Here is a 23,455-nt window from a genome sequence, read left to right on the forward strand (position 1 = left end):
AACGAGGAAAATTGATGGGCGCCGGAGCCTTGACCAAGGAAGTCGAACCCACAAACGTCGAGCGCCAGCGATGGCTGGCCCTGGCGGAAAAGGCGTTGGCCGGCGCATCCTTCGAGGACAGTCTGGTCTCGCACACCGACGACGCCATCCGCATAGAGCCGCTCTACGATCGCGCCGCTGGCGCCGAACCGCTTGTGCGTGCCACTCCCAGATCGCCGTGGATCGTCAGCCAGCGCATCGACGACCCCGATATCGGCCGTGCGAGGGCCCAGGCTCTCGACGATGTAGCGCAAGGCGCGACGGGCCTGTCGCTGGTCTTCGAGGGCGCGCCGAATGCGTTCGGCTATGGCCTGCCGCGGACAGCGGAGGCGCTGGAGACGGTGCTGGACGGCGTGCCGCTCAACCGCGTGCAGATCCGCATCGACGCCCATCCCTGGAGCCGCGCCGTCGCCGACTGGCTGGTGGCGTTTCTGGGCAAGCGCCGCTCCGATCCGGCGAAGCTCAACCTCTCCTTCGGCATCGACCCGGCGGCGATCTTTGCCGGAACCGGCCGGCTGCGGATGTCGATCGAAGCCTTGCAGGCATCGATGCCGCAATCGCTGGCGCATTTCTTCTCGCTGGGCGTACCAGGCGTGCTGCTCGAGGCCGACGGGCGGGTGTTCCACAATGCCGGCGCCACCGAGGCGCAGGAGCTCGGCACCATGCTCGCTTCCGCGGTCTCCTATCTCAGGATGTTCGAGAACGCGCGCCAGCCGCTTGTCTATGCCGCACCGCATATCGGCTTTGCGCTGAGCGTCGACCAGGACCAATTCCTGTCGACGGCCAAGCTCAGGGCCTTGCGCAGGCTGTGGGCGCGGATCCAGGAAACCTGTTCCATCCCCGCATCGACGGCTAACATCCATGCCGAGACATCGTTCCGCATGATGACGGCGGCAGACCCCGAGATCAATATTCTACGCACTGCGATCGCCGGTTTTGCTGCGGCCGCCGGCGGTGCCGATTCGATCTCCATCCTGCCGCACACGATCGCGCACGGCCTGCCGGCGCCTTTTGCCCGCCGCGTCGCCCGCAACGCGCAGTTGATCATGGCCAATGAAAGCCATATCGACCATGTCGCCGACCCCACCTATGGCTCGGGCGCGGTCGAGGCGCTGACCCTGGGCCTCTGCGAAGCGGCGTGGGAAGAATTCCAGAGGATCGAGGCGGAAGGCGGCGTCTTGGTGAGCCTGCAGCAAGGCCATATCCAGGCGCGCGTCAAAGCAGCATCCGAGCGCCGCGCCGAGGCCTACCGGTCGGGTGAACGGACGATCATCGGCACGACGCTTTATCCGCTCAAAAGCGAGACCCCGGTCGAGACGCTGGCGGCCGAGCGGCGGCCTCCTTTCACCGAGGGCGTGGCGGTGTGCGAGGCCCTGTTTCCGGTCCGCATCGACCAGTCGATCGGAGCCGCACCTTGATCCCGGATTTCTCAGAGATCGGCTGGTCGGCGCCACGGCGCGCACCCGTCGAGGTCAAGGGCCAGCGGCTGACGCCGGAAGGCATTGCCGTCAAGCATCTCTATAGCCAGAGCGACCTCAAGGGGCTTGCCGATCTCGATACCTATCCGGGCATGCCGCCCTTCGTGCGCGGCCCCTACCCGACCATGTATGTCCAGCAGCCGTGGACGATCCGGCAATATGCCGGCTTCTCGACGGCCGAAGAATCCAACGCCTTCTACCGGCGCAATCTCGCCGCCGGCCAGAAGGGCCTGTCGGTCGCCTTCGATCTGCCCACCCATCGCGGCTATGACAGCGATCATCCGCGCGTTGCCGGCGATGTCGGCATGGCGGGCGTGGCCATCGATTCCATCCTCGACATGCGGCAGTTGTTCGACGGCATCCCGCTCGACGAAATGACGGTGTCGATGACCATGAACGGCGCCGTGCTGCCGATTATGGCGCTCTACATCGTGGCGGCGGAAGAACAGGGCGTTGCGCAGAAGGATCTCGCCGGCACCATCCAGAACGACATTCTGAAGGAGTTCATGGTCCGCAACACCTACATCTATCCGCCGAAGCCTTCGATGCGGATCGTGTCGGACATCTTCTCCTATACCTCCAAGCGCATGCCGAAGTTCAATTCGATCTCGATCTCCGGCTATCACATGCAGGAGGCCGGCGCGACGGCGGACCTGGAGCTCGCCTACACCATTGCCGACGGCATCGAATATGCCCGTGCGGGCGTCGCCGCCGGTCTCGACATCGACCGGTTTGCACCCCGGCTTTCCTTCTTCTGGGCGATCGGCATGAACTTCTTCATGGAGGTCGCCAAGCTCAGGGCAGCGCGCCTGTTATGGGCGAGCCTGATGCAGAAGAATTTCGCGCCGAAAGACGAACGCTCGCTTTCGCTGCGAACCCATTGCCAGACCTCCGGCTGGTCGCTGACGGCGCAGGACCCCTACAACAACATCACCCGCACCATGATCGAGGCGATGGCGGCCACCCAGGGCCATACGCAGTCGCTGCACACCAATTCCTTCGACGAGGCGATGGCGCTACCGACCGACCATTCGGCCCGCATCGCCCGCAACACACAGCTCATCCTGCAGAAGGAATCCGGCACCACGCGTACCGTCGATCCGTGGGGTGGCTCGGCCTATGTCGAGCGGCTGACGCATGATCTGGCGGCGCGCGCGCGCGCCCATATCGAAGAGGTCGAGAGCCTTGGCGGCATGGCGGCAGCGATCGAACAGGGCATTCCGAAGCTGCGCATCGAGGAAGCGGCCGCGCGCACCCAGGCGCGCATTGATTCCGGCGAACAGATGCTGGTCGGCGTCAACGCGCATCGGCCGGAGAACGACATCGACGTCGACGTCTTGAAGATCGACAATGCCGAGGTCCGGGCACGGCAATTGTCGAAGCTGCAGAACCTCAAAGGCACGCGCAATGTCGGCGCGGTCGAGAGCGCGCTCGATGCGCTGACCCGCGCTGCGCAGGGTGACGAAAACCTGCTGGAATTCGCCATCCGCGCCGCGCGCGTCAACGCCACGGTCGGCGAGATCTCGCTGGCGTTGGAAAAGGTCTTTGGCCGTCACGTCGCCTCGGTGCAGACGATCTCAGGCGTCTATCGCAACGCGCTTGGCGACAATCTGACGGTCGACCGGCTGCTGGAGAAGCTCGAAGCTTTCGAGAATAAATCCGGCGGCAAGCCGCGCATCCTGGTCGCCAAGATGGGACAGGACGGCCATGACCGCGGCCAGAAGGTTATCGCCACGGCCTTTGCCGATCTCGGCTTCGACGTCACCGTCGGTGCGATGTTCCAGACACCGGATGAGATCGCGAAACTGGCGGTGGCGCAGGACGTCCATATCGTCGGCGCCTCGTCGCTGGCGGCGGGCCATCTGACGCTGATCCCCGAACTGCGCGATGCACTGAAGAAGCTCGGTCACGCCGACATATTGATCGTCGCCGGCGGCGTGATCCCACCACAGGATTATGATGCGGTGGTTGCGGCTGGTGCTGCGGAAATCTTCCCGCCGGGCACGGTTATCCCGGAAGCTGCGGATCGGTTGCTGGATCGGCTGTTGGCGGCGTAAGATGCTCGTTATAATATCTGTTGCAACAGCCTGACGCTGAAGTTATAATGGGCGTTCCAACAGGAAGCTTCACCATGAACACCACCATTCGCAAGATCGGCAATTCCGACGGCGTGATCCTGCCGAAGGAGATGCTCGACCGCCTGAACCTGAAGACGGGCGATCAGCTTCAGATCGTCGAAACGGACAGGGGCATTGCCCTTGAACCCGTGGACGATAGTTTCGAGCGGCAGATGGAAGCGGCTCGAAAGGTCATGGACAAGTACAAGGTCGCGCTCCAGAAGCTCGCCGAATGAGCTTGGAGTTCTTGTCACGTCGCGCTGTGGAAGCGATGCATGCCGAGCAGTTGCGAAGGCATGGTGGCGCGCAGGGTTTGAGGGATGAAAATGCCCTCGAATCTGCTCTCGCCCGCGCCGAAAACAAGGCCAATTATGGCGATCCATCGATTGAAGACCTGGCCGCCGCTTATGTCTTCGGCATTGCCAGAAATCATGCCTTTGTCGACGGCAACAAGCGGACGGCGATCGTTGCCGCTGGCGCCTTCCTGATCGTCAACGGCCATGTTCTGACCGCCGACAACGGCACCTTGTATGAATTCGTCATGGCCGTTGCTGCCAGCGAAATCGATGAAGCGGGTGCGGCGGCGTTCTTCCGGGACCATGTTGTCAAGCTGAACGACTAGCTGTCCGACAGCTTGACGATTTCCCATTCCTTGCCGTTGACGCTTGCGACGTCGCCGACCTTCTTGCCGAACAGCGCCACCGCCATCGGCGAGACGTGGGAAATGCTGCCCTTCGAGGGGTCGGCCTCGTCCTCACCGACGATCTTCCAGTGCACCTTCTTGCCGTCGTCGCCTTCCAGCGTGACGCCCATCCCGAAACGCACCTGGTCGCTGCCCGGTTCCGGCACGGAGAGTTCGGCGCTTTCGCGGCGCGCCGTCCAGTAGCGCAGGTCGCGCGACACGACGGCGATGCGCTCGCGGTCTGCTTTTCTCTCGGCTTTCGCCAATATGTCGCGCAGATCGGTCAGATTGTCCTCGATCTGCGCCAGCCCACGCTCCGTGACTAGATTGCGGTGCGGGCTGATCGGCCGCTCGCCAATACCGGCAATGGCGTTTTCGCTGTCTTCCTCGCGGGTGAAAGCTCTGCTCATTGGATGAACTTAGGCTCGCTTCCGCGACTGTACAAGCCACTTGCCGGCCCCGGTCATTGGCCGGACTATGGCCGGGCGAACACCTCTGCGGCTGGCATGATTCCTGCGGTTGGCCGGGGGATCGCAAGGGATGTGCCGATGTTGAACAGACGAGCGCTTCTGAAGGGGACGGCCGGCTTTGCCGTGCTCGGTCTTTCTCTGGGCAAGGCCTCGGCGAAGACGGCACAGCGCGGTTCGACAAACGCTACCGAGCTTGGCGTGCAGCCGGATGTGGCGCACGACCAGAGCAAGGCCTTCGCCCGCATGCTTGCCGAGGCCAGCGCGCGCAACGCGCCGGTGTTCCTGCCGCCGGGGAACTACGTCGTCTCCAATCTGACGCTACCCGCTCGTGTCCGGCTCTCGGGCGTGGCCGGAGCCTCGCGCATCCTCTATGGCGGCAACGGCCATTTGCTGACGGCCGAACAGGCCGAGCATATCGAACTCACCGGGCTGGTCTTCGATGGCGCCAACAGCTCTCTGGCCAACGATGCGCAAGGGCTGCTCGACCTGCGCCGCGTCGCTCATCTCGTCATCGACAATTGCCAGATCACCGGCAGCGGCAAGCACGGGTTGGCGTTGGAGCATGCATCCGGCCGCGTCGAGCGCACGGAGATTTCGGGAGCAGCCGACGCCGGCATCTACTCCGTCGAGGCGGCCGGCCTTGAGATATCGGGCAATACCGTGTCCGACTGCGGCAATGGCGGCATTCTCGTGCATCGCTGGCAGCAGGCCGAGGACGGCACCATCGTCAGCGGCAACCGCGTGCAGCGCATTGGCGCGCGCAGCGGCGGCACCGGCCAGAACGGCAACGGCATCAACGCGTTCCGCGCCGGCAATGTCTCCGTCACCGGCAACATCGTCTCGGACTGCGCCTTTTCGGCGATCCGCGCCAACAGTTCCAGCAATCTGCAGATGACCGGCAACACCTGCTCGCGCTCAGGCGAAACGGCGCTCTACTCGGAGTTTTCCTTTGAAGGCGCCGTTATCGCCAACAACATCGTCGATGGTGCGGCCAACGGCATCTCGATCGTCAATTTCAATGAAGGCGGCCGCATGGGCGTCTGCTCGAACAACATCGTGCGCAATCTCTCGACCACAGGCCCCTACCCCGCCGATGCGCCGGGCTTCGGCGTCGGCATCAGCGTCGAGGCCGACACCACCGTTATCGGCAACGTCATCGAGAACGCGCCGCTCTACGGCATGCAGATCGGCTGGGGCGCCTATATGCGCAATGTGGTGGCGACCGGAAACCTCATCCGCAACGCGGGAACCGGCATCGCCGTCACGGTGGTCGAAGGGGCTGGAAACGCCATCATTTCCGACAATGTTATCGACGGCGCCAGGAATGGCGCGATTATCGGCCAGCGCTGGGCCGAACCGGCGACCGGCGATCTCGCGCGGTCGAGCGATACCGGCTATGCGCATCTGACGGTTGAGCGAAACCGCGTCAGCTGAGCGCCGCCGTCGGCCGCAGCGCGCCGACCTTGGCGCCGATGCGGCTTTCGATTGGCGGATTGGCCTGTTCCAGAAGGTTCGCCGCCAGCGCCTCGTCGGCTCCGAGAAGTTTTGCCAGCACTGCCGCAATCATCACTTCGGCCGCGCGGCCGGCGCCGTCGTCGCATTTCAGCGCGATGCCGAGGCCGAGTTCGGGAATTGCGGCGCAATAGACACCTTCGGCGCCGGTCTTGACGAAGATGCGGCCGGGCGCAGCCTGCATCAGCGCCACATCCGCCTTGCCGGTGCCGGCGACCAGGAAAGCCTCAGCCATGCAGGCGGACAGCAGACGCTTGGCCGCCTTGGCGCGCTCAGGGCCAAAGCCCCTGCCCGTCGCCATGCGGGCAAAGCCCAGCGCGAAGCTTTTCAGAGGCACGGCGTAGGTCGGGATCGAGCAGCCATCGATGGCGCAGTGGTCGACGTCATGGGCGGTACCAGTGACCGACTGCATGGCATCGCGCACCATCTCCTGCTGCGCGTGGCCGGCCTTGACGTAGCCCTGATGGGCAATCCCCGAGTGCACACAGGTGCAGAGAAAGCCGGAATGCTTGCCGGAACAATTGTTGTGCAGCGCATTTGGCGAGCCGCCTGCGCGGGCCAGTTCAATCTCCGCACCATGGCTGGACGGCCAATGCGCGCCGCATTCAAGCGCTGACTTGTCGAGGCCTGCCTTGGCCAGCATCGCCTGCGCCAGTTCGACATGCGCCGGCTCGCCGGAATGCGAGGCGCAGGCCAACGCAAGTTCGCGGTCACCGAAGCCGTACGCGTCAGCGGTACCCGTTTCGACCAGCGGCAGCGCCTGGATTGCCTTGACCGCGGAGCGCGGAAACACGGGCCGCGCCGTGTCGCCGATCTCCAAGACAGGCTTGCCGTCGGCATCGAAGACGGCGACCGCGCCGCGATGGGCGCTCTCCACCACCGCGCCTCGCAAGACCTCGACCAGAACCGGATTTGTCATGTTGCCTCCCGCGAAATGCTGGAGGCGATTTACCTGATCCGGTCGAGAATGGAAACGTAGTTGGCGACCGCCGCGCCGCCCATGTTGAAGATGCCGCCAAGCTTTGCGCCGGGCACCTGGATGCCGCCGGCCTCGCCGGTCAACTGCATGGCTGACAGCACATGCATCGACACGCCGGTGGCGCCGATCGGATGGCCCTTGGCCTTCAGCCCGCCGGAAGGATTGACCGGCAACCGGCCGTCTTTTGCCGTCGTGCCATCCAGTGCCAGCCTGGCGCCCTCGCCTGGCTTGGCCAGGCCCATCGCCTCATACTCGATCAGCTCGGCGATGGTGAAGCAGTCATGCGTCTCGACGAAGGAGAGATCGTCGAGTGTCACGCCGGCCTTCTTCAGTGCCTGGTTCCAGGCCTGCTCGCAGCCTTCGAACGACAGGATGTCGCGCTTCGACATCGGCAGGAAATCCTGGACATGTTCATTGGCGCGGAAGGCGACCGCACGGCGCATTTTCAGCGCCGTCGCGGTGTCGGCGAGCACCAGGGCAGCGGCGCCGTCGGAAACCAGCGAGCAGTCGGTGCGCTTCAGGGGACCGGCGACGAAGGGGTTCTTCTCGCTTTCCTGGCGGCAAAACTCGTAGCCGAAATCCTTGCGCATCTGCGCATAGGGGTTGTCGACGCCGTTCTTGTGGTTCTTCGCGGCGATCATGGCCAGTGCATCGGACTGGTCGCCATAGCGCTGGAAATAGGCCTGCGCGATCTTGCCGAAGACACCGGCAAAACCGGCCGGCGTGTCGCCCTCTTCCGGCAGATAGGACGCCTTGAGCAGGTTCTTGCCGATCTCGGGACCGGGTGTAGTGGTCATCTGCTCGGCGCCGACCACCAGCACGACGCGGGCGGCATTGGCGTCGATGGCGCGGATGCCCTGCCGGACCGCGGCCGAACCGGTGGCGCAAGCATTCTCGACCCGGGTCGCCGGCTTGAAGCGCAGCCGGTCGTCAGCCTGCAGCACCAGGCTTGCGGTAAAATCCTGTGGGGAAAAGCCGGCATTGAAATGGCCGAGCACAATCTCGTCGACCTCGTCCGGGCCGATGCCGGCATGGTCGAGTGCGTCGACCGCGACCTTGGTGATCAGGCCCTCCAGCGTCTCGCCTTCGAGCTTGCCGAAGCGCGAATGCGCCCAGCCAACGATGCATGCGGTCATGGCGGTCTCCATCCTTGGCGCCAGCCTAGCATGTGGGCTCATGGCGCAGTTCGCCTTTATTGTTCAAATATAAACAATCCCCATCGCGCCGAAAAGGGCCGCAAGCCGACAATCGCTTGGTGCAGGCTTCGATCGCATCGATTTTTTGTTGATTGACGGATCAATAAAAAATAATCATGTGGACCAGAGCCGGGAACGACAATGCCGAAAGTCGGAATGGAGCCACTGCGCCGCAAGGCGCTCATCGACGCGACGATCTCGGCGATCGGCGAGCGCGGCTCGCTCGACGTGACCATGTCGGAGATCGCCGGCCGCGCCGGCGTCTCATCAGCACTTGCCCATCATTATTTCGGCGCCAAGGATGAACTGCTGTTCGCCACGATGCGGCACATATTGGCAGAACTGACCATCGATATGCGGCGTGCTCTTCAATCCGCCGCCACGCCGCGCGAACGCGTCTCGGCCGTGGTGGCCGTCAACTTCTCCGACATACAGTTCCAGCCGGAAACCATCGCCGCCTGGCTCGCCTTCTATGTCGAGGCGCAGAAATCATCGGCCTTGCGCCGGCTGCTCAGGGTCTATGCGCGGCGGCTGCATTCCAACCTGATGAGCGGGCTGACCGGCATCCTGGTAAGGCACGAAGCCGACCGCGCGGCGGAGGCAACCGCAGCGTTGATCGACGGCCTCTATATCAGGCGCGCGCTGAAGGACGGCGTGCCGGACGCGGCGACCGCGATCGCGCTGGTCGAAGACTATCTGGAAATCAAGCTCGGCGGGCGACAGACACAGTGACAGCCTCAGTGACATCAAGGCGACCCAATTTCCTGATCGTCATGGTCGATCAGCTCAACGGCACGCTGTTCCCCGACGGGCCGGCCGACTTCCTGCATGTGCCGCATCTGAAGGCGCTGGCCGCCCGCTCGGCCCGCTTTGCCAACAATTACACGGCCTCGCCGCTCTGTGCGCCCGGCCGCGCCTCGTTCATGAGCGGGCAATTGCCGTCGCGCACCGGGGTCTACGACAATGCGGCGGAGTTCGCCTCCTCGATCCCGACCTTCGCCCATCATCTGCGCGCCGCCGGCTACTACACCTGCCTGTCGGGCAAGATGCATTTCGTCGGGCCCGACCAGTTGCACGGTTTCGAGGAGCGGCTGACCACCGACATCTATCCGGCCGATTTCGGCTGGACGCCGGATTACCGCAAGCCCGGCGAGCGCATCGAATGGTGGTACCACAATCTCGGCTCGGTGACCGGCGCCGGCATCGCCGAGACCACCAACCAGATGGAGTATGACGACGAGGTCGTGTTTCTCGCCACGCAGAAGCTCTATCAGCTTTCGCGTGAGCGGGACGATGCGGAGCATCGGCCCTGGTGCCTTGCCGTTTCGCTGTCGCACCCGCACGACCCCTACGTCGCACGCAAGCAGTACTGGGATCTCTACGAACACAGCCAGGCACTGGACCCGGAAACGGGCTTCATCGCGCGTGACGATCAGGACGCGCATTCGCAGCGTCTCTATCATGCCTCCGACTACCCCTCCTTCGACATTACCCGTGAGCAGGTGCGTCGTTCACGGCGCGGCTATTTCGCCAACATTTCCTATGTCGACGACAAGCTTGGCGAGCTTCTGGATGTTCTCAAGCGCTCGCGCATGCTCGACGACACCACCATCCTGTTCTGCTCGGACCATGGCGACATGCTGGGCGAGCGCGGCCTGTGGTTCAAGATGAGCTTCTTCGAGGGCTCGGTGCGGGTGCCGCTGATGATCGCCGGCAATGGCGTGCCATCAGGGCTGATCGAGGCGCCGGTTTCCAATCTCGACGTGACGCCGACGCTCTGCGACCTCGCCGGCATCGACATCGGGGCGATCGCGCCATGGACCGACGGTCAGTCGCTGCTGCCGCTTGCCAAGGGCGGACAGCGCACCACGCCCGTGTTGATCGAATACGCAGCCGAAGGCTCCTACGCGCCGCTGGTGGCGATCCGCGACGGCAAATACAAATTCGTCCATTGCGAGCTCGACCCGCCGCAACTGTTCGATCTCGAAGCCGACCCGCTCGAGCGCGACAACCTCGCCAGCGATCCGGCGCACACTGCCCTCGTGACAGCTTTCACAAGAGCAGTCCGGGCGCGCTGGGACATGGTCGCCTTCGACGCCGCGGTGCGCGAGAGCCAGGCGCGCCGCTGGGTCGTCTACCCGGCGTTGCGCAACGGCGCCTATTACCCATGGGATTTCCAGCCACTGCAAAAAGCATCGGAGCGCTACATGCGCAACCACATGAATCTCGACAATCTCGAAGAGAGCAAAAGGTATCCGCGAGGCGAGTGATGACAACAACGTTCGTTCCCTCCCTCGATCATCTCAAGCAGGCCTACGCCGTCACCTCCAGGGCGACGCAGATCACGCCGTTGCTGGAATCCGCGGCGCTCGCCAAGGAGACCGGTGCTGCGCGCGTGTTCATCAAGCCGGAATCGCTGCAATGGGCGGGCTCCTTCAAGGTGCGCGGCGCCTATTGGCGGCTGAAGCGGCTGTCGCCTGACGAGGCCAGGAAAGGCGTCGTCGCCTACTCCTCCGGCAATTTCGCACAAGGGCTGGCGGCTGCCGGCCAGGCGCTCGGCATTCCCGTCACCATCGTCATGCCGATCGACGCGCCGGCCGCCAAGCGCGACGCCACCGCAGGCTATGGCGCGCGCGTCGTGCTGACCGATCACGGCGAGCGTGCACGTGAAGAGGTCGCGGCCGCCAAGGCGCGCGAGATTGCCGAGACTGAGGGGCTGGCGTTGCTGCATCCGTTCGACGATCCGGAGATCGTTGCTGGCCAGGCCGGCGCCGGGCTCGAAGCGCTCGAACAACTCGAGGCAAAGGACGCCAGTGCCGACCTCTTGTTCTGCTCGGTCGGTGGTGGCGGACTGATCGGCGGTGTGTCGCTCGCCTTCCACTATTTGTCGCCGGCGACAGAGATCATCGGCGTCGAGCCGGAAGGGTTCAACGGCATGGGAGCGTCATTGGATCACGGCGCCATCGAGACCATGCCGATCGCGCCGAAATCGATCTGCGACGGGCTGATGTCGCGGCGGCCGGGCGATGCGCCGTTCGCGGCGGTCAAGACCGCCGGCGTGCGCGGCATCACCGTCGACGATGCATCTGTGCGGCGGGCAATGAAGATCGCCTTCGAGCGGATGAAGCTGGTGCTGGAACCATCGGGCGCTGCGTCGCTGGCCGCACTGCTCGGCGGCAAGGTGGATGCGACGGGTAAAACCGTGCTTGTGGTGGCAACTGGCGGCAACGTTTCGCTCGCCGATTTCATGGCGCATATGAACCATGCTTGAAGCAGATTTCGTCATCATCGGCTCCGGCTCGGCCGGCTCGGCCATGGCCTACCGGTTGTCGGAAGACGGCAAGCATTCGGTCATCGTCATCGAGTTCGGCGGCACCGATATCGGGCCGCTGATCCAGATGCCGTCGGCCCTCTCCATTCCCCTCAATATGAGCCTTTATGACTGGGGCTTTGCCAGCGAGCCGGAACCGCATCTCGGCGGCCGCGTGCTGGCGACGCCGCGCGGCAAGGTGATCGGCGGTTCGTCCTCGATCAACGGCATGGTCTATGTCAGGGGCCATGCGCGCGACTTCGACCACTGGGCCGAAGAGGGCGCGACCGGCTGGGGCTTTGCCGACGTGCTGCCCTATTTCAAGCGGATGGAGGACAATGACTGCGGCGAGGATGGCTGGCGGGGCAAAGGCGGCCCGCTGCATGTGCAGCGCGGCCCGCGCAAGAATCCGCTCTACGGCGCTTTCGTTGAAGCCGGCCGCCAGGCCGGCTTCGAGCTGACCGACGACTACAACGGTTCGAAGCAGGAAGGCTTCGGGCCGATGGAGCAGACCATCCGCGGCGGTCGCCGCTGGTCGGCGGCATCAGCCTATCTGAAGCCGGCTCTCAAACGGCAGAATGTCAGCGTGGTCAAAGGTTTCGCTCGCCGCGTGATCATCGAGAATCAACGCGCCGTCGGCGTCGAGATCGAAGCTCACAAACAGATTCAGGTCGTTAAGGCACGACGTGAGGTAATCGTTGCCGCATCGTCGATCAATTCGCCCAAGATCCTGATGCTGTCCGGCATCGGCCCGGCAGCGCATCTCGCCGAAAACGGCGTCCAGGTGGTGGCCGACCGGCCCGGTGTCGGCCGCAATCTGCAGGATCATATGGAGCTCTACATCCAGCAGGAATCCACGCAGCCGATCACGCTGAACTCGGTGCTCAACCCGTTCTCCAAGGGACTGATCGGGGCGCAGTGGCTGTTCTTCAAGACCGGTCTCGGCGCCACCAACCATTTCGAGGCCGCGGCCTTCGTGCGCTCGCAGGCCGGCGTCGACTATCCGGATATCCAGTACCACTTCATTCCGGCGGCAGTGCGCTATGACGGCAAGGCGGCGGCGAAGGCGCATGGCTTCCAGGCGCATGTCGGACCGATGCGCTCGAAGTCGCGCGGCTCGGTGACGCTGCGCTCGCCCGACCCCAAAGCGACGCCGGTCATCCGCTTCAACTACATGTCGCATCCAGACGACTGGACGGAGTTCCGCCACTGCATCAGGCTGACCCGCGAGATCTTCGGCCAGAAGGCTTTCGACAGTTTCCGCGGCAAGGAAATCTCGCCGGGTTCGCACGTCCAGTCGGATGAGGATCTCGATGCCTTCATCCGGGATCATGCCGAGAGCGCCTACCACCCGTGCGGCACCTGCAAGATGGGTCGCGCCGATGATGTCATGAGCGTGGTCGATCCGGAGTGTCGGGTTATCGGCGTCGACGGGTTGCGGGTGGCGGACTCCTCGATCTTCCCGCGCGTCACCAACGGCAACCTCAACGCGCCGTCGATCATGACCGGCGAGAAGGCATCCGACCACATTCTCGGCCGCACGCCGCTGGCGCCGTCCAACCAGGAACCCTGGATCAATCCGCGCTGGCAGGTCGCGGATCGATAGGGCATTGTCCAGCGAAGATCATTGGAGACTTCATATGCGCGCCCAGCCAACGGCATCGCACTATGTCAACGGCCGCTACATCGAGGATGAAGGCGGTGCGCCGCTGCCCGTGATCTATCCGGCGACGGGCGAGATCATCGCCACCTTGTATTCGGCGACGCCGAATGTGCTGGAGCTGGCGATCGAAGCCGCACGCGCTGCTCAGCCCGCCTGGGCGCGGCTGAAACCGGTGGAGCGCGGCCGCATCCTGCGCCGCGCCGCCGACATTTTGCGCGCCCGCAACGCCGACCTCGCCCGCATCGAGACGTTAGACACCGGCAAAGCGATCCAGGAAACGCTGGTGGCGGATGCGCCCTCGGCTGCCGACTGCCTCGAATATTTCGGCGGTGCGGTCGCTGCCTTCAACGGTGAGGCCATCGATCTCGGCGGACCCTTTGCCTATACGCGCCGCGAGGCGCTTGGCGTGTGCGTCGGCATCGGCGCCTGGAACTATCCGATCCAGATCGCCGGCTGGAAATCCGCGCCCGCGCTCGCCATGGGCAATGCCATGGTGTTCAAGCCGTCGGAGAACACCCCGCTGTCGGCGCTGGCGCTGGCCGAAATCTACTCAGAGGCTGGCCTGCCCGACGGGCTGTTCAACGTTGTGCAGGGCTATGGCGATGTCGGCGCCGGCCTTGTCGGCCACGATGTCGTTGCCAAGGTGTCGGTCACCGGCTCGGTGCCGACCGGCCGCAAAGTGCTGTCGCTCGCCGGTTCGAAGATGAAGCACGCGACGATGGAGCTCGGCGGCAAGTCGCCGCTGATCGTCTTCGATGATGCCGATCTCGAAAATGCCATTGGCGGCGCCATGCTCGGCAATTTCTATTCCACGGGCCAGATCTGTTCCAACGGCACGCGCGTGTTCGTGCAGAGCGGCATCCACGACCGTTTCGTCGACCGGCTGGTCGAGCGGACGAAAAAGATCCGCATCGGCGATCCGCTCGATCCGGAGACGCAGATGGGGCCGCTGGTCAACAAGGCGCAGCAGGAGAAGGTCGTCTCCTACATCAAGGCCGGCCAGCAGGATGGCGCGACGCTGGCCTGCGGCGGCAATGTGCCGTCGCTGCAAGGGTTCGATGGCGGCTTCTTCGTCGAGCCGACGGTGTTCACCGGCGTCACCGATACGATGCGCATCGCGCGTGAGGAGATTTTCGGCCCGGTGATGAGCGTGCTGAAATTCGAAGGCGAGGACGAGGTCATCGACCGCGCCAACGACACCGAATTCGGTCTCGCCGCCGGCGTCTTCACCCGCGACCTGCAGCGCGCGCATCGCGTCATCGCCGAGCTGCAAGCCGGCACATGCTGGATCAACGCCTACAATCTGACGCCGGTGGAAATCCCGTTTGGCGGAGTGAAGCAGTCGGGCATCGGGCGCGAGAATTCGCTTGCGGCGCTGGCGCTCTATTCGCAGTTGAAGGCGGTGTATGTCGAGACCGGGGACGTGGCCAGCCCGTATTGAGAGGCGAAAGCGGGCGAGCGCGTAATCTCCCCCCTTGAGGGGGAGATGTCGCCGAAGGCGACAGAGGGGGTCGCCGCGCGTGAAGCACCAACCTTCATCGATCGCAAGGAGGTCGCATCCAGTCGAACCGACCCCCTCTGGCCTGCCGGCCATCTCCCCCTCAAGGGGGGAGATCAGCCCTCACCCCTGCTGCGCCGTCCCGTCCAGATACTGCGTCAGCGCGCAGACCAGATGATAGAAGATGCTGGCCGGCACATCCGATGCCAGCGAGCGGCCGCGTTCGTCGATGCGGTCGATCCACAGGCCGAGCGGCGCCGGGTCGATGTGCCAGCGGAACAGGCGGCCGACACGCGCCTCGATCTCGGGCTTGAGATCGGGACCGCCCGAGCCATCCAGCGCAATCGCCGCCTTGATCGCTTCGGCCTGTGGCCAGCTGCGCGATACAAGGTCGAGTGGCAGGCCCTGTCTTGAGACAGCGCCGTAAGCAAGGCCGGTGGCACGGTTGAGGCCGTTGGCGATAGCCGAGGCGTAGAGCTTGCGGGCAAAATTGCTCAACTCGTTCTGGCCGCTGCGAGCGGCGAAATCGGTAAGCAGCGAGGCCCATTCGAAGTGGTGGCCGGGTTCTGTCCATGTGCCCTTCTCGCCGGCAGCCGGTTTCCAGCCGGCGTCGAAATACTCGCCCAGCGTCCAGCTCTCGGCGTCGAAGAAATGGCTGCGGAAAAGATCGATGATGCGGGCGGCGCGGCGCAGATAGGTGCGGTCGCCCGTCGCCTCGTACCAGGCGAGGAAGGCTTCGAGCAAATGCATATGCGGATTGGAGCGCCGTTCGCCCTCGCCGTCCGACGTCTCGAGAAAGCCGGTCATGCGGCTGTCCTCGAGATGCGCGTCGAGGAAGGAGAAGGTTTCTTCGCCCAGCCGCAGCGCATGCGGGTCGCCGCACATATGCGCGTGCGCCAATGCCAAGAGCACGCAGGAATGGTCGTAGGCGTCCTCGGTTGCATCGGCGACGGAGCCGTCGACATTGAGTGTGCGCACCCAACTACCTCTGTCGGTGCGGCCCTTGCCGGCCATGAAGGCAATGCCATGGGCAATCAGGCGGTCCGCCGGTCCGTCCCAGCCGCGCGCCTTGGCGACGGCGAAGGCATAGACCTGCCTCGCCATGGTGCGCATACGCTTGGGCTTCATCAGCGGCTTAGCATCGAAGCCGAGCGCCTCGTGAAAACCGCCATGGCGCTCGTCGACGCCGGCCGTCGACCACAGCGGCAAGGTTTCCTCGAACAGCCAGTGATGCACGCGCCGCCGCCAGGCGCCGCTTTCGATGACGCGGTCGTGTGCCGGCGTGAACCTGGTCTCCAGCCGACCCGATTTCTCCAGCTGCTCGACAATCTTCTTCACGTGCTGGCTGTGGCTGGCCGGGGCGACGAAAGTAGCGTCGGCCGTCGAGACGATGGCGACATCCTTCATGCCGATCGCCGACAGCAGCCGGCCGTCGCTTCTGATGTAGGAGTTCTCGCAATCGATGGCGACGACATCGCCGACAACGACATTGCCCTTGGCATCGGCAGGGCCGACATCGAGCAGCGACTGCCAGGAGCCGAGATCGTTCCAGCGGAAGCCGGCCGGCACCATGGCGATATCTTTCGCCCGCTCCATGATGGCGTAATCGATCGAGTTCGACGGGATGGCGGCGTAAAGGTCCAGCGGCATGTAGAGGCCGGACAGATCCGATGTCGCCGCCTTGTAGGCCGCTTCGGTTGCCAGCCAGATATCAGGCTGAAAGGCGGCGAAGGCATCGCGCATGGCGCCGGCGCGAAACAGGAAGATGCCGGTGTTCCAGTAGAAGGTGCCAGCCTTGAGATAGCCCTGCGCGGTGGCGAGATCGGGCTTTTCGACGAAGCGCGAGACGTCGAAGACGCCGTCGCCTTCGGTTGCAACCTCGATATAGCCGTAGCCGGTCTCGGGCTGCGTCGGCCTGATGCCGAAGACCACGAGACGGCCGGCAAGCGCCGCCTGACAGCCGGCCTCGACGCTTTGCCAGAATTGCTTCGGTGTCGCGATCTCGTGGTCCGACGGCACCACCAGAACCAGGCTGTCGCCGAACTCCGACAATGTGCGCAGCGCGGCCAGCGCCACGGCAGCAGCGGTGTTACGGCCGGTCGGCTCGAACAGCGGGCCGCCGCCTGAGAGGTCGAGACCGGCAAGGTCGGCATGGACGCGCTCGGCATGACGCTCGGCGGCGATCAGGAAGATCGGCGTCTCGCCTTCCGGCCGTGCCGTCAGCCGGCGCAAGGTCTTGGCCAGCATCGAACCGTCGCCGGAAAAATCGTGGAACTGTTTCGGGTTGTCCTCGCGCGACAGCGGCCAGAGCCGCGAGCCGACGCCACCGCTCATGACAAAACTGACAATGCGCTCGGTCATGAAGGGTCCAATCAGAAGGTCTGGTTGTAGGCGCCGACTTCGGGACTGCGGCGCAGGACGGCGTCGACGGCCTCGAACATCTGACGGCGGCGGTCGGACGATACCGGGCTTTCGACAACCACGACAAGCTCCGGCTTGTTCGATGACGCCCGCACCAGCCCCCAGGTGCCGTCCTCGGCGACGATGCGCACGCCGTTGACGGTGACAAGGTCCGATATCCTCTGGCCGGCGAAAGTCTCGCCATCGCGCTGCATCGCCTGAAAGTCCGCCACCACCCGCTCGACCACGCCATACTTCACCTCGTCGGCGCAATGCGGCGACATGGTCGGCGTTCCGAAGGTCAGCGGCAGTGCGCGGTAGAGATCAGCCATCGAACTCTTCGGATTGCGGTCGAGCATCTGGCAAATGGCTATTGCCGTGATGAGACCATCATCGTAGCCGCGGCCGATCGGCGGGTTGAAAAAGAAATGGCCTGACTTTTCGAAGCCGGCGACGGCGCCAAGCTCGGCAACGCGGCGCTTGATATAGGAATGGCCGGTCTTCCAGTAATCGGTGACCGCGCCATTGGCGCGCAGCACTGCATCGGTGTTGAACAGCCCGGTCGACTTGACGTCGACGACGAAGGTCGAGCCGGGATACTGGCTGGAAATGTCACGCGCCAGCATGACGCCGACCTTGTCGGCGAAAATCTCGTTGCCCTCGTTGTCGACCACGCCGCAGCGGTCGCCATCGCCGTCGAAGCCAAGCCCGACATCGGCGCCGGTCTCCAGCACCTTGTCCCTGATGACATGCAGCATCTGCATATCCTCCGGGTTCGGGTTGTAGCGCGGGAAAGTGTGGTCGAGCTCGACGTCGAGCTTGATCACCTCACAGCCGATGCGCTCCAGCGCCTGCGGGGCGAAGGCACCGGCGGTGCCATTGCCGCATGCGGCCACAACCCTGAGCTTGCGCGCGATGCGTTTGTTCCCGACAAGGTCGTCGAGATAGGTCTCGCGGAACCCTGAGACGAACTCATAGGAGCCGCCGCCGACAAGGTCGAAATCGCCAGCCAGCACGATCTGTTTCAGTGCGCTCATCTCCTCCGGCCCGAAGGTCAGCGGCCGCGCCGCGCCCATTTTGACCCCGGTCCAGCCGTTTTCATTGTGCGAGGCCGTGACCATGGCGACGGACGGTGTGTCGAGCGCGAACTGGGCGAAATAGGCCATTGGCGACAGCGCCAGGCCGATGTCTTTTACCCTGGCGCCCGCAGCCATAAGGCCGGAGACCAGGGCCAGCTTGATGCCGAGCGAATAGGCGCGGAAATCGTGCCCGGTGACGATGTCAGGCCCGGAGCCAAGACGCCGAATCAACGTGCCCAGCCCCATGCCGAGCGCCTGGACGCCGATCAGGTTGAGCTCCGGCGGCTGCGCGGAGGCGGGGTGACCGAACCACCAGCGCGCATCGTATTCGCGAAATCCGGACGCCTTGATCAGCGCTTCCGTTTCGAATTCGAAGCTGTTGGGCCGGGCGTCGCCTACGATTTTCAGGGGCAAGACAGCAGAGCTCCAGATGGCGAAAACACGATTTATCGAGGCTGCTGCCTAGCACGCAAGGCTTTAAGCGGGGTTTATCCCGGGCGGGAAATCCAAGCTTTGCGGCAATGCCTGACGAAAGCGAACGAAATGCGACAGAAGCGCTGCCATTGCCGCTTGCAGGAACGAAGCACGGCGGCTATAAGCCCGCGGTCTGGTCACGGAGTGTAGCGCAGCCTGGTAGCGCACCTCGTTCGGGACGAGGGGGTCGCAGGTTCAAATCCTGCCACTCCGACCAGAAAAAACAGACACTTAGTGTCCGTTTCTCCCGACATCCCCATAAGATATCTTAAAGGCAAACCGGCCGCATCGGCGTCCGGTGTCGGCATGGTGTTTTGACGAGACAACCATCCGCGCTACCTCGATAATGGGACAACCGCCGAAACAGCGGCCCGAACCGAGGTGTGCGGAAGATGAATTTGTTGATTTCGATCGCAGGCCGGCTGTCAGCGCTGCTTGCTCTGTCGCTGGCGACAGGCTGCTCATCGCTGGGCGGTACGGTCAACCCGGCGAAATACGACAGCATGACATGCGCCGAGCTCAACAATGCCATGGGCGATACCGCGCGCGACATCTCGCAGACCGCCATCACCCGCGGCAAGGTCGCCAACACCAGCGTGCCGAACTGGCTGCTCGGCGGCGCACGCGTCAAGACCGCCGTCGCCAACCGTGAGACGGCCAGGATCGAAAAGCTGAAGCAGCGGGAAGACGTGATCATCACGACAAGAGCCAGCAGATGCCCCAAGTCAGCAGGCTAAGCGAACTGGCCCTTGCTCTGCTTCACCTCACGCCTCAAGCACTCAACCGGAACCGCGTCACATCGATCGCCGCGTTCATCAGCGTCTGCGTATAGGCGGCCTGCGGGTGGCTGAAAATCTCTTCGGTCGGGCCTTCCTCGACGATCTTGCCCTGTTTCATGACGATGATGTAGTCGGCCATGGCGCGCACGACGGCGAGGTCGTGGCTGATGAAGAGATAGGACAGTTCGTAGTCGGCCTGCAGCTTGCGCAGCAATTCGACGATCTGTTTCTGCACCGACCGGTCGAGCGCGGAAGTCGGCTCGTCCAGCACCACCAGTTTGGGCTTCAGGATCATGGCACGCGCGATGGCGATGCGCTGGCGCTGGCCGCCGGAGAATTCGTGCGGGTAGCGGTTGCGCGCGTTGGGATCGAGGCCGACCTCGAGCAAGGCCTCGACGGCGCGTTGGTCGCGCTGCTTGCCTGACAGGTTCGGCTCATGCACCAGCAGCCCTTCGGTGATGACCTGGCCGACGGTCATGCGCGGCGACAGCGAGCCGAACGGATCCTGGAAGACCAGCTGCATCTCACGCCGCAGCGGCCGCATCGCCTGGCGGTCGGCGGTGGAGATGTCGCGGTCGCCGAAGCGGATGACGCCGTCGCTGGGCAAGAGCCTGAGCAGGGCGCGGCCGAGCGTCGATTTTCCGGAACCGGATTCGCCGACGATGCCGATGGTCTGGTTGCGCTTCAGCCGGATCGAAATGTGGTCGACGGCGCGCAGCAGCAGCGGCTCGCCGGCGAGGAAGCCGCCGCCGATCTTGAAGGTCACCTCGACATTCCTGCCCTCGAGCAGCACCGGCGCGTTGGCCGGCGGCGCCGCCTTGGCGCCGGTCGGTTCGGCGGCCAGAAGCATTTTCGTATAGGCATGCTGCGGGTTGGCGAACAGCGCTTCCGCCTCGCCTTCCTCAACCACTTCGCCATAGCGCATGACATAGACGCGATCGGCAAAGCGCCGGACGATGCCGAGATCGTGGGTGATGAAGACGATGGCCATGCCGAGCTTGCGCTGCAGTTCGGCGAGCAGCACCAGGATCTGGGCCTGGATGGTGACGTCGAGCGCCGTCGTCGGTTCATCGGCGATCAGGATGTCGGGGTCATTGGCGAGCGCCATGGCGATCATGACGCGCTGGCGCTGGCCGCCCGACATTTCGTGCGGATAGGATTTCATCCGCCGCTCGGGATCGGGAATATGCACCAGCCTGAGCAGCTTGAGCGCCTCCTCGCGCGCCTCGGCCGCGTTCAACCCGCGGTGCTTGCGGATCGGTTCGATCAGCTGGTTGCCGATCGAATAGAGCGGATCGAGCGATGTCATCGGCTCCTGGAAGATCATGCTGATCTTGGCGCCGCGCACCTTGTTGAGGTCGGACTTGGTCAGCGTCAACAGGTTGCGGCCGCGGTAGTCGACTTGGCCCGTCGCCTCGCCGTTGGAGGCCAGCAGGCTCATCGCCGCCATCATCGTCTGGCTCTTGCCGGAGCCGGATTCGCCGACCACGGCGACGGTTTCGCCCGCATTGACGTGAATGTTTATGCCCTTGACCGCTTCGACGGCGCCGTCGAGCGTGCGGAAGCGGACACGAAGGTCCTTGACGCTGAGGATCGTTTCGGGAGTTGCCATCTCAACGGTTCCCATCTTTATCGATCCCCATTTTTATCGATCCCTTGGGTCGAGCGCATCGCGCAGGCCGTCGCCGACGAAATTCAGCGCAAACAGCGTCGAGACGAGGAAGAAGGCGGGGAACAGGAGCAGCCAATTGGCGGTGCCGATGTTCTTGGCGCCGACCGAGATCAGCACGCCCCAGCTGGTCATCGGCTCCTGCACACCAAGGCCGAGGAAAGACAGGAAGCTTTCCAGGATGATAACCTGCGGCACCAAGAGCGTCATGTAGATCACCACTGGTCCGAGCAGATTGGGGATGACATGGCGCAGCAGGATGCCGCGCTGGCCGACGCCCATGGCCTCGGCGGCCTGGACATATTCCTGGCGGCGGATCGACAACGCTTGGCCGCGCACGATGCGCGCCATGTCGAGCCACAGCACCGCCCCGACCGCTAAAAACATCAGCACGAAGTTGCGGCCGAAGAACACCACCAGCATGATGACGAAGAAGATGAATGGCAGCGAATAGAGCACGTCGACGATGCGCATCATCACCTCGTCGATCTTGCCGCCGGAAAAGCCGGCCGCTGCGCCATAGAGGACGCCGATGACCACGGCGACAACGCCGGCAAGCAGGCCGATGGCGAGCGAAATGCGCCCTGCCATCAGCGTGCGCGACAACAGATCGCGACCGGTGTTGTCGGTGCCGAACAGGAAATATTGCTGTTTGACCGACGCAGTCATCGTCAATTCGAGCCCGTCGGCCGATTTGCTCTCTATCTTGGTATCGTCGAAGGCATCGGAGCGGTCGAGATAGCGGATGTTGCGCTCGTCGATCGGCTTGGTCGAGGTGACGGTGACGGTGACGCGATCGCCGTCCTGCTTCCACTCCTTGATGTCGACGCGCATGCGCTTGATCGCATCGGTGAGCGCCGTCTCGATCATGTCGGCCTTCGGATAGGGGCTGAAACTCGGTGGCGTGCGCACGTAGTCGGCATAGATGGTGGTGTATTGGTGCGGCACAAACCAGGGGCCAAACACGCTGATGACGCCAATGAAGACCAGATAATAGAGGCTGAACATGGCGGCGCGGTTGGCCTTGAGGCGCGCCCAGGCATCGCCCCAGAGCGAGCGGCCGACGACGGCCGGCGGGGCGGCAGTGGCTGCGATATCAGTCATAGCGCACCCTCGGGTCGACGACCGCGTACATGACGTCGACGATCAGGTTGAAGACGATGGTGAAGAGCGCGATCACCACCACGGTTCCCATCACTAGCGTGTAGTCGCGGTTGAGCGCAGCATCGACGAAATAGCGGCCGACGCCGGGAATGGAGAAAATGGTCTCCACGATGACCGACCCGGTGAGCAGCGCCGCGGCCGCCGGACCGGTGAAGGAAACGATCGGCAGGATGGCGCCGCGCAGCGCGTGCTTGACCACCACCGACCAGTCGGACAGGCCGAGCGCGCGCGCCGTGCGGATATGATGCGATCGCAAGCTCTCAATCATCGAACCGCGCATCAGGCGGGCAACGATGGCGATCTGCGGCAGCGCGAGCGTCAGCACCGGCCCGACCTTGTTGATGAATGCGCCATCGCCCCAGCCGCCGATCGGCAACAGCTTCCAGGTCAATCCGAAAAGAAGCTGGATCACCGGCGCAATGACGAAGGTGGGGATGGTGCTCCCGGCGGTCGCCAGCGCGATCACCGTATAGTCGCCAAGCTTGTTCTGGTTGAGCGCGGCAATGGTGCCGAGCACCGAACCCAAGAGAAGCGCCAGGATCAGCGCCGATGCGCCGAGCTGGACCGAAATCGGCAAGCCTTTGGCGAACAGTTCGGTGACGGTGAAATCAGGGAGGTTGTAGCTCGGGCCGAAATTGCCGCGCAAAAGATTGCCGAGATAGTGCGCATATTGCAGCCAGAGCGGATCGCCGAGGCCGAACTGGGCTTCGAGATTGGCCCTTATCTCGGGGCTTAGGCCCCGCTCCTGATTGAACGGGCCGCCCGGTGCGACGCGTATCAGGAAGAACGCCATGGTCACGATGACGAATAGCGTCGGAATGGCGGTCAGAAGCCGCCGGAAGATATATCGCAGCATCAGCGCCTCGCTTGGGCCAGAGCGATAGGCGTCCCTGCGGACGTGCAATCACGCTCCGGCGCTCCAATCTTCGCACCGGGCTTGCCGAAA

General features: G+C 64.0%; 19 protein-coding genes and 1 tRNA gene. 12 read left to right on the forward strand and 8 right to left on the reverse strand.

All coding sequences use genetic code 11. From position 1 onward, the window contains the following. Window positions 1–14 precede the first annotated feature (14 nt). The 4 genes from FJV77_RS10080 (at window position 15) to FJV77_RS10095 (ending at window position 4,256) form a co-directional block, all read left to right on the forward strand. On the forward strand, window positions 15–1,457 hold the full coding sequence (locus FJV77_RS10080; RefSeq protein WP_142866660.1) for a methylmalonyl-CoA mutase subunit beta: 1,443 nt from the start codon (window positions 15–17) through the stop codon (window positions 1,455–1,457). Next, complete coding sequence (scpA, locus tag FJV77_RS10085; RefSeq protein WP_142866661.1) at window positions 1,454–3,574, forward strand: methylmalonyl-CoA mutase; 2,121 nt, start codon at window positions 1,454–1,456, stop codon at window positions 3,572–3,574. Before FJV77_RS10080 ends, scpA begins: the two co-directional genes overlap by 4 nt. A 74-nt stretch (window positions 3,575–3,648) precedes the next feature. After that, a complete protein-coding gene (locus FJV77_RS10090) occupies window positions 3,649–3,870 on the forward strand; it encodes an AbrB/MazE/SpoVT family DNA-binding domain-containing protein (protein WP_142866662.1) in 222 nt (73 codons plus the stop codon). Further along, window positions 3,867–4,256, forward strand: a complete 390-nt coding sequence (locus tag FJV77_RS10095) for a type II toxin-antitoxin system death-on-curing family toxin (RefSeq protein ID WP_142866663.1) — start codon at window positions 3,867–3,869, stop codon at window positions 4,254–4,256. The genes FJV77_RS10090 and FJV77_RS10095 overlap by 4 nt, the downstream gene beginning before the upstream one ends. Here the strand turns inward: FJV77_RS10095 and greA are convergent. Further along, on the reverse strand, window positions 4,253–4,726 hold the full coding sequence (greA, locus tag FJV77_RS10100) for a transcription elongation factor GreA (protein ID WP_142866664.1): 474 nt from the start codon (window positions 4,724–4,726) through the stop codon (window positions 4,253–4,255). The two genes, FJV77_RS10095 and greA, sit on opposite strands and share 4 nt — an antisense overlap. Before the next feature lie 138 nt (window positions 4,727–4,864). Between greA and FJV77_RS10105 the strand changes: the two genes are divergently transcribed. Then, entirely contained in the window at window positions 4,865–6,220 is a 1,356-nt protein-coding gene (locus tag FJV77_RS10105; RefSeq protein ID WP_142866665.1) for a TIGR03808 family TAT-translocated repetitive protein, read from the forward strand. On the opposite strand, the gene FJV77_RS10110 is transcribed toward FJV77_RS10105, so the two are convergent. Together FJV77_RS10110 and FJV77_RS10115 are read right to left on the reverse strand one after the other, a co-directional pair. Further along, entirely contained in the window at window positions 6,213–7,217 is a 1,005-nt protein-coding gene (locus FJV77_RS10110) for an asparaginase (RefSeq protein WP_142866666.1), read from the reverse strand. The two genes, FJV77_RS10105 and FJV77_RS10110, sit on opposite strands and share 8 nt — an antisense overlap. Window positions 7,218–7,246: 29 nt before the next feature. After that, window positions 7,247–8,413 (reverse strand): acetyl-CoA acetyltransferase, encoded by a 1,167-nt coding sequence (locus FJV77_RS10115; RefSeq protein ID WP_142866667.1) that lies wholly within the window; start codon window positions 8,411–8,413, stop codon window positions 7,247–7,249. 201 nt (window positions 8,414–8,614) lie between these two features. On the opposite strand from FJV77_RS10115, the gene betI reads away from it, so the two are divergent. Genes betI through betB form a run of 5 tightly spaced genes read left to right on the forward strand, consistent with a single transcriptional unit; the run spans window position 8,615 to window position 14,887 of the window. Beyond that, on the forward strand, window positions 8,615–9,205 hold the full coding sequence (betI, locus tag FJV77_RS10120) for a transcriptional regulator BetI (RefSeq protein WP_142866668.1): 591 nt from the start codon (window positions 8,615–8,617) through the stop codon (window positions 9,203–9,205). An 8-nt stretch (window positions 9,206–9,213) separates the two neighbouring features. Further along, on the forward strand, window positions 9,214–10,743 hold the full coding sequence (betC, locus tag FJV77_RS10125) for a choline-sulfatase (protein WP_142866669.1): 1,530 nt from the start codon (window positions 9,214–9,216) through the stop codon (window positions 10,741–10,743). Beyond that, a complete protein-coding gene (locus FJV77_RS10130; protein ID WP_142866670.1) occupies window positions 10,743–11,744 on the forward strand; it encodes a threonine/serine dehydratase in 1,002 nt (333 codons plus the stop codon). The genes betC and FJV77_RS10130 overlap by 1 nt, the downstream gene beginning before the upstream one ends. Further along, the gene (gene betA, locus FJV77_RS10135; protein WP_142866671.1) at window positions 11,737–13,389 is read left to right on the forward strand and encodes a choline dehydrogenase; all 1,653 of its coding nucleotides are present in this window, start codon (window positions 11,737–11,739) and stop codon (window positions 13,387–13,389) included. Before FJV77_RS10130 ends, betA begins: the two co-directional genes overlap by 8 nt. A 34-nt stretch (window positions 13,390–13,423) precedes the next feature. Further along, a complete protein-coding gene (gene betB / locus FJV77_RS10140; RefSeq protein WP_142866672.1) occupies window positions 13,424–14,887 on the forward strand; it encodes a betaine-aldehyde dehydrogenase in 1,464 nt (487 codons plus the stop codon). Window positions 14,888–15,067: 180 nt separating this feature from the next. Here the strand turns inward: betB and FJV77_RS10145 are convergent, their stop codons facing one another. Together FJV77_RS10145 and FJV77_RS10150 are read right to left on the reverse strand one after the other, a co-directional pair. Then, complete coding sequence (locus FJV77_RS10145) at window positions 15,068–17,305, reverse strand: mannose-1-phosphate guanylyltransferase/mannose-6-phosphate isomerase (RefSeq protein WP_142866673.1); 2,238 nt, start codon at window positions 17,303–17,305, stop codon at window positions 15,068–15,070. Window positions 17,306–17,316: 11 nt separating this feature from the next. Then, window positions 17,317–18,837, reverse strand: a complete 1,521-nt coding sequence (locus tag FJV77_RS10150; protein WP_142866674.1) for a phosphomannomutase/phosphoglucomutase — start codon at window positions 18,835–18,837, stop codon at window positions 17,317–17,319. Window positions 18,838–19,037: 200 nt separating this feature from the next. Between FJV77_RS10150 and FJV77_RS10155 the strand changes: the two genes are divergently transcribed. Together FJV77_RS10155 and FJV77_RS10160 are read left to right on the forward strand one after the other, a co-directional pair. Further along, window positions 19,038–19,114 (forward strand) — tRNA-Pro (locus FJV77_RS10155). A gap of 175 nt (window positions 19,115–19,289) precedes the next feature. Then, the gene (locus tag FJV77_RS10160) at window positions 19,290–19,634 is read left to right on the forward strand and encodes a hypothetical protein (protein ID WP_142866675.1); all 345 of its coding nucleotides are present in this window, start codon (window positions 19,290–19,292) and stop codon (window positions 19,632–19,634) included. 34 nt (window positions 19,635–19,668) lie between these two features. Here the strand turns inward: FJV77_RS10160 and FJV77_RS10165 are convergent, their stop codons facing one another. From FJV77_RS10165 to FJV77_RS10175, 3 genes are read right to left on the reverse strand one after another with little or no spacing between them, the layout of a single operon-like run. Beyond that, on the reverse strand, window positions 19,669–21,288 hold the full coding sequence (locus FJV77_RS10165) for an ABC transporter ATP-binding protein (protein WP_142866676.1): 1,620 nt from the start codon (window positions 21,286–21,288) through the stop codon (window positions 19,669–19,671). A 33-nt stretch (window positions 21,289–21,321) separates the two neighbouring features. Next, a complete protein-coding gene (locus tag FJV77_RS10170; RefSeq protein WP_142866677.1) occupies window positions 21,322–22,449 on the reverse strand; it encodes an ABC transporter permease subunit in 1,128 nt (375 codons plus the stop codon). Continuing rightward, a complete protein-coding gene (locus tag FJV77_RS10175) occupies window positions 22,442–23,365 on the reverse strand; it encodes an ABC transporter permease subunit (RefSeq protein ID WP_142866678.1) in 924 nt (307 codons plus the stop codon). The genes FJV77_RS10170 and FJV77_RS10175 overlap by 8 nt, the downstream gene beginning before the upstream one ends. Window positions 23,366–23,455 lie beyond the last annotated feature (90 nt).

Source organism: Mesorhizobium sp. WSM4306, from assembly GCF_007003975.1.
Lineage (GTDB): Bacteria > Pseudomonadota > Alphaproteobacteria > Rhizobiales > Rhizobiaceae > Mesorhizobium.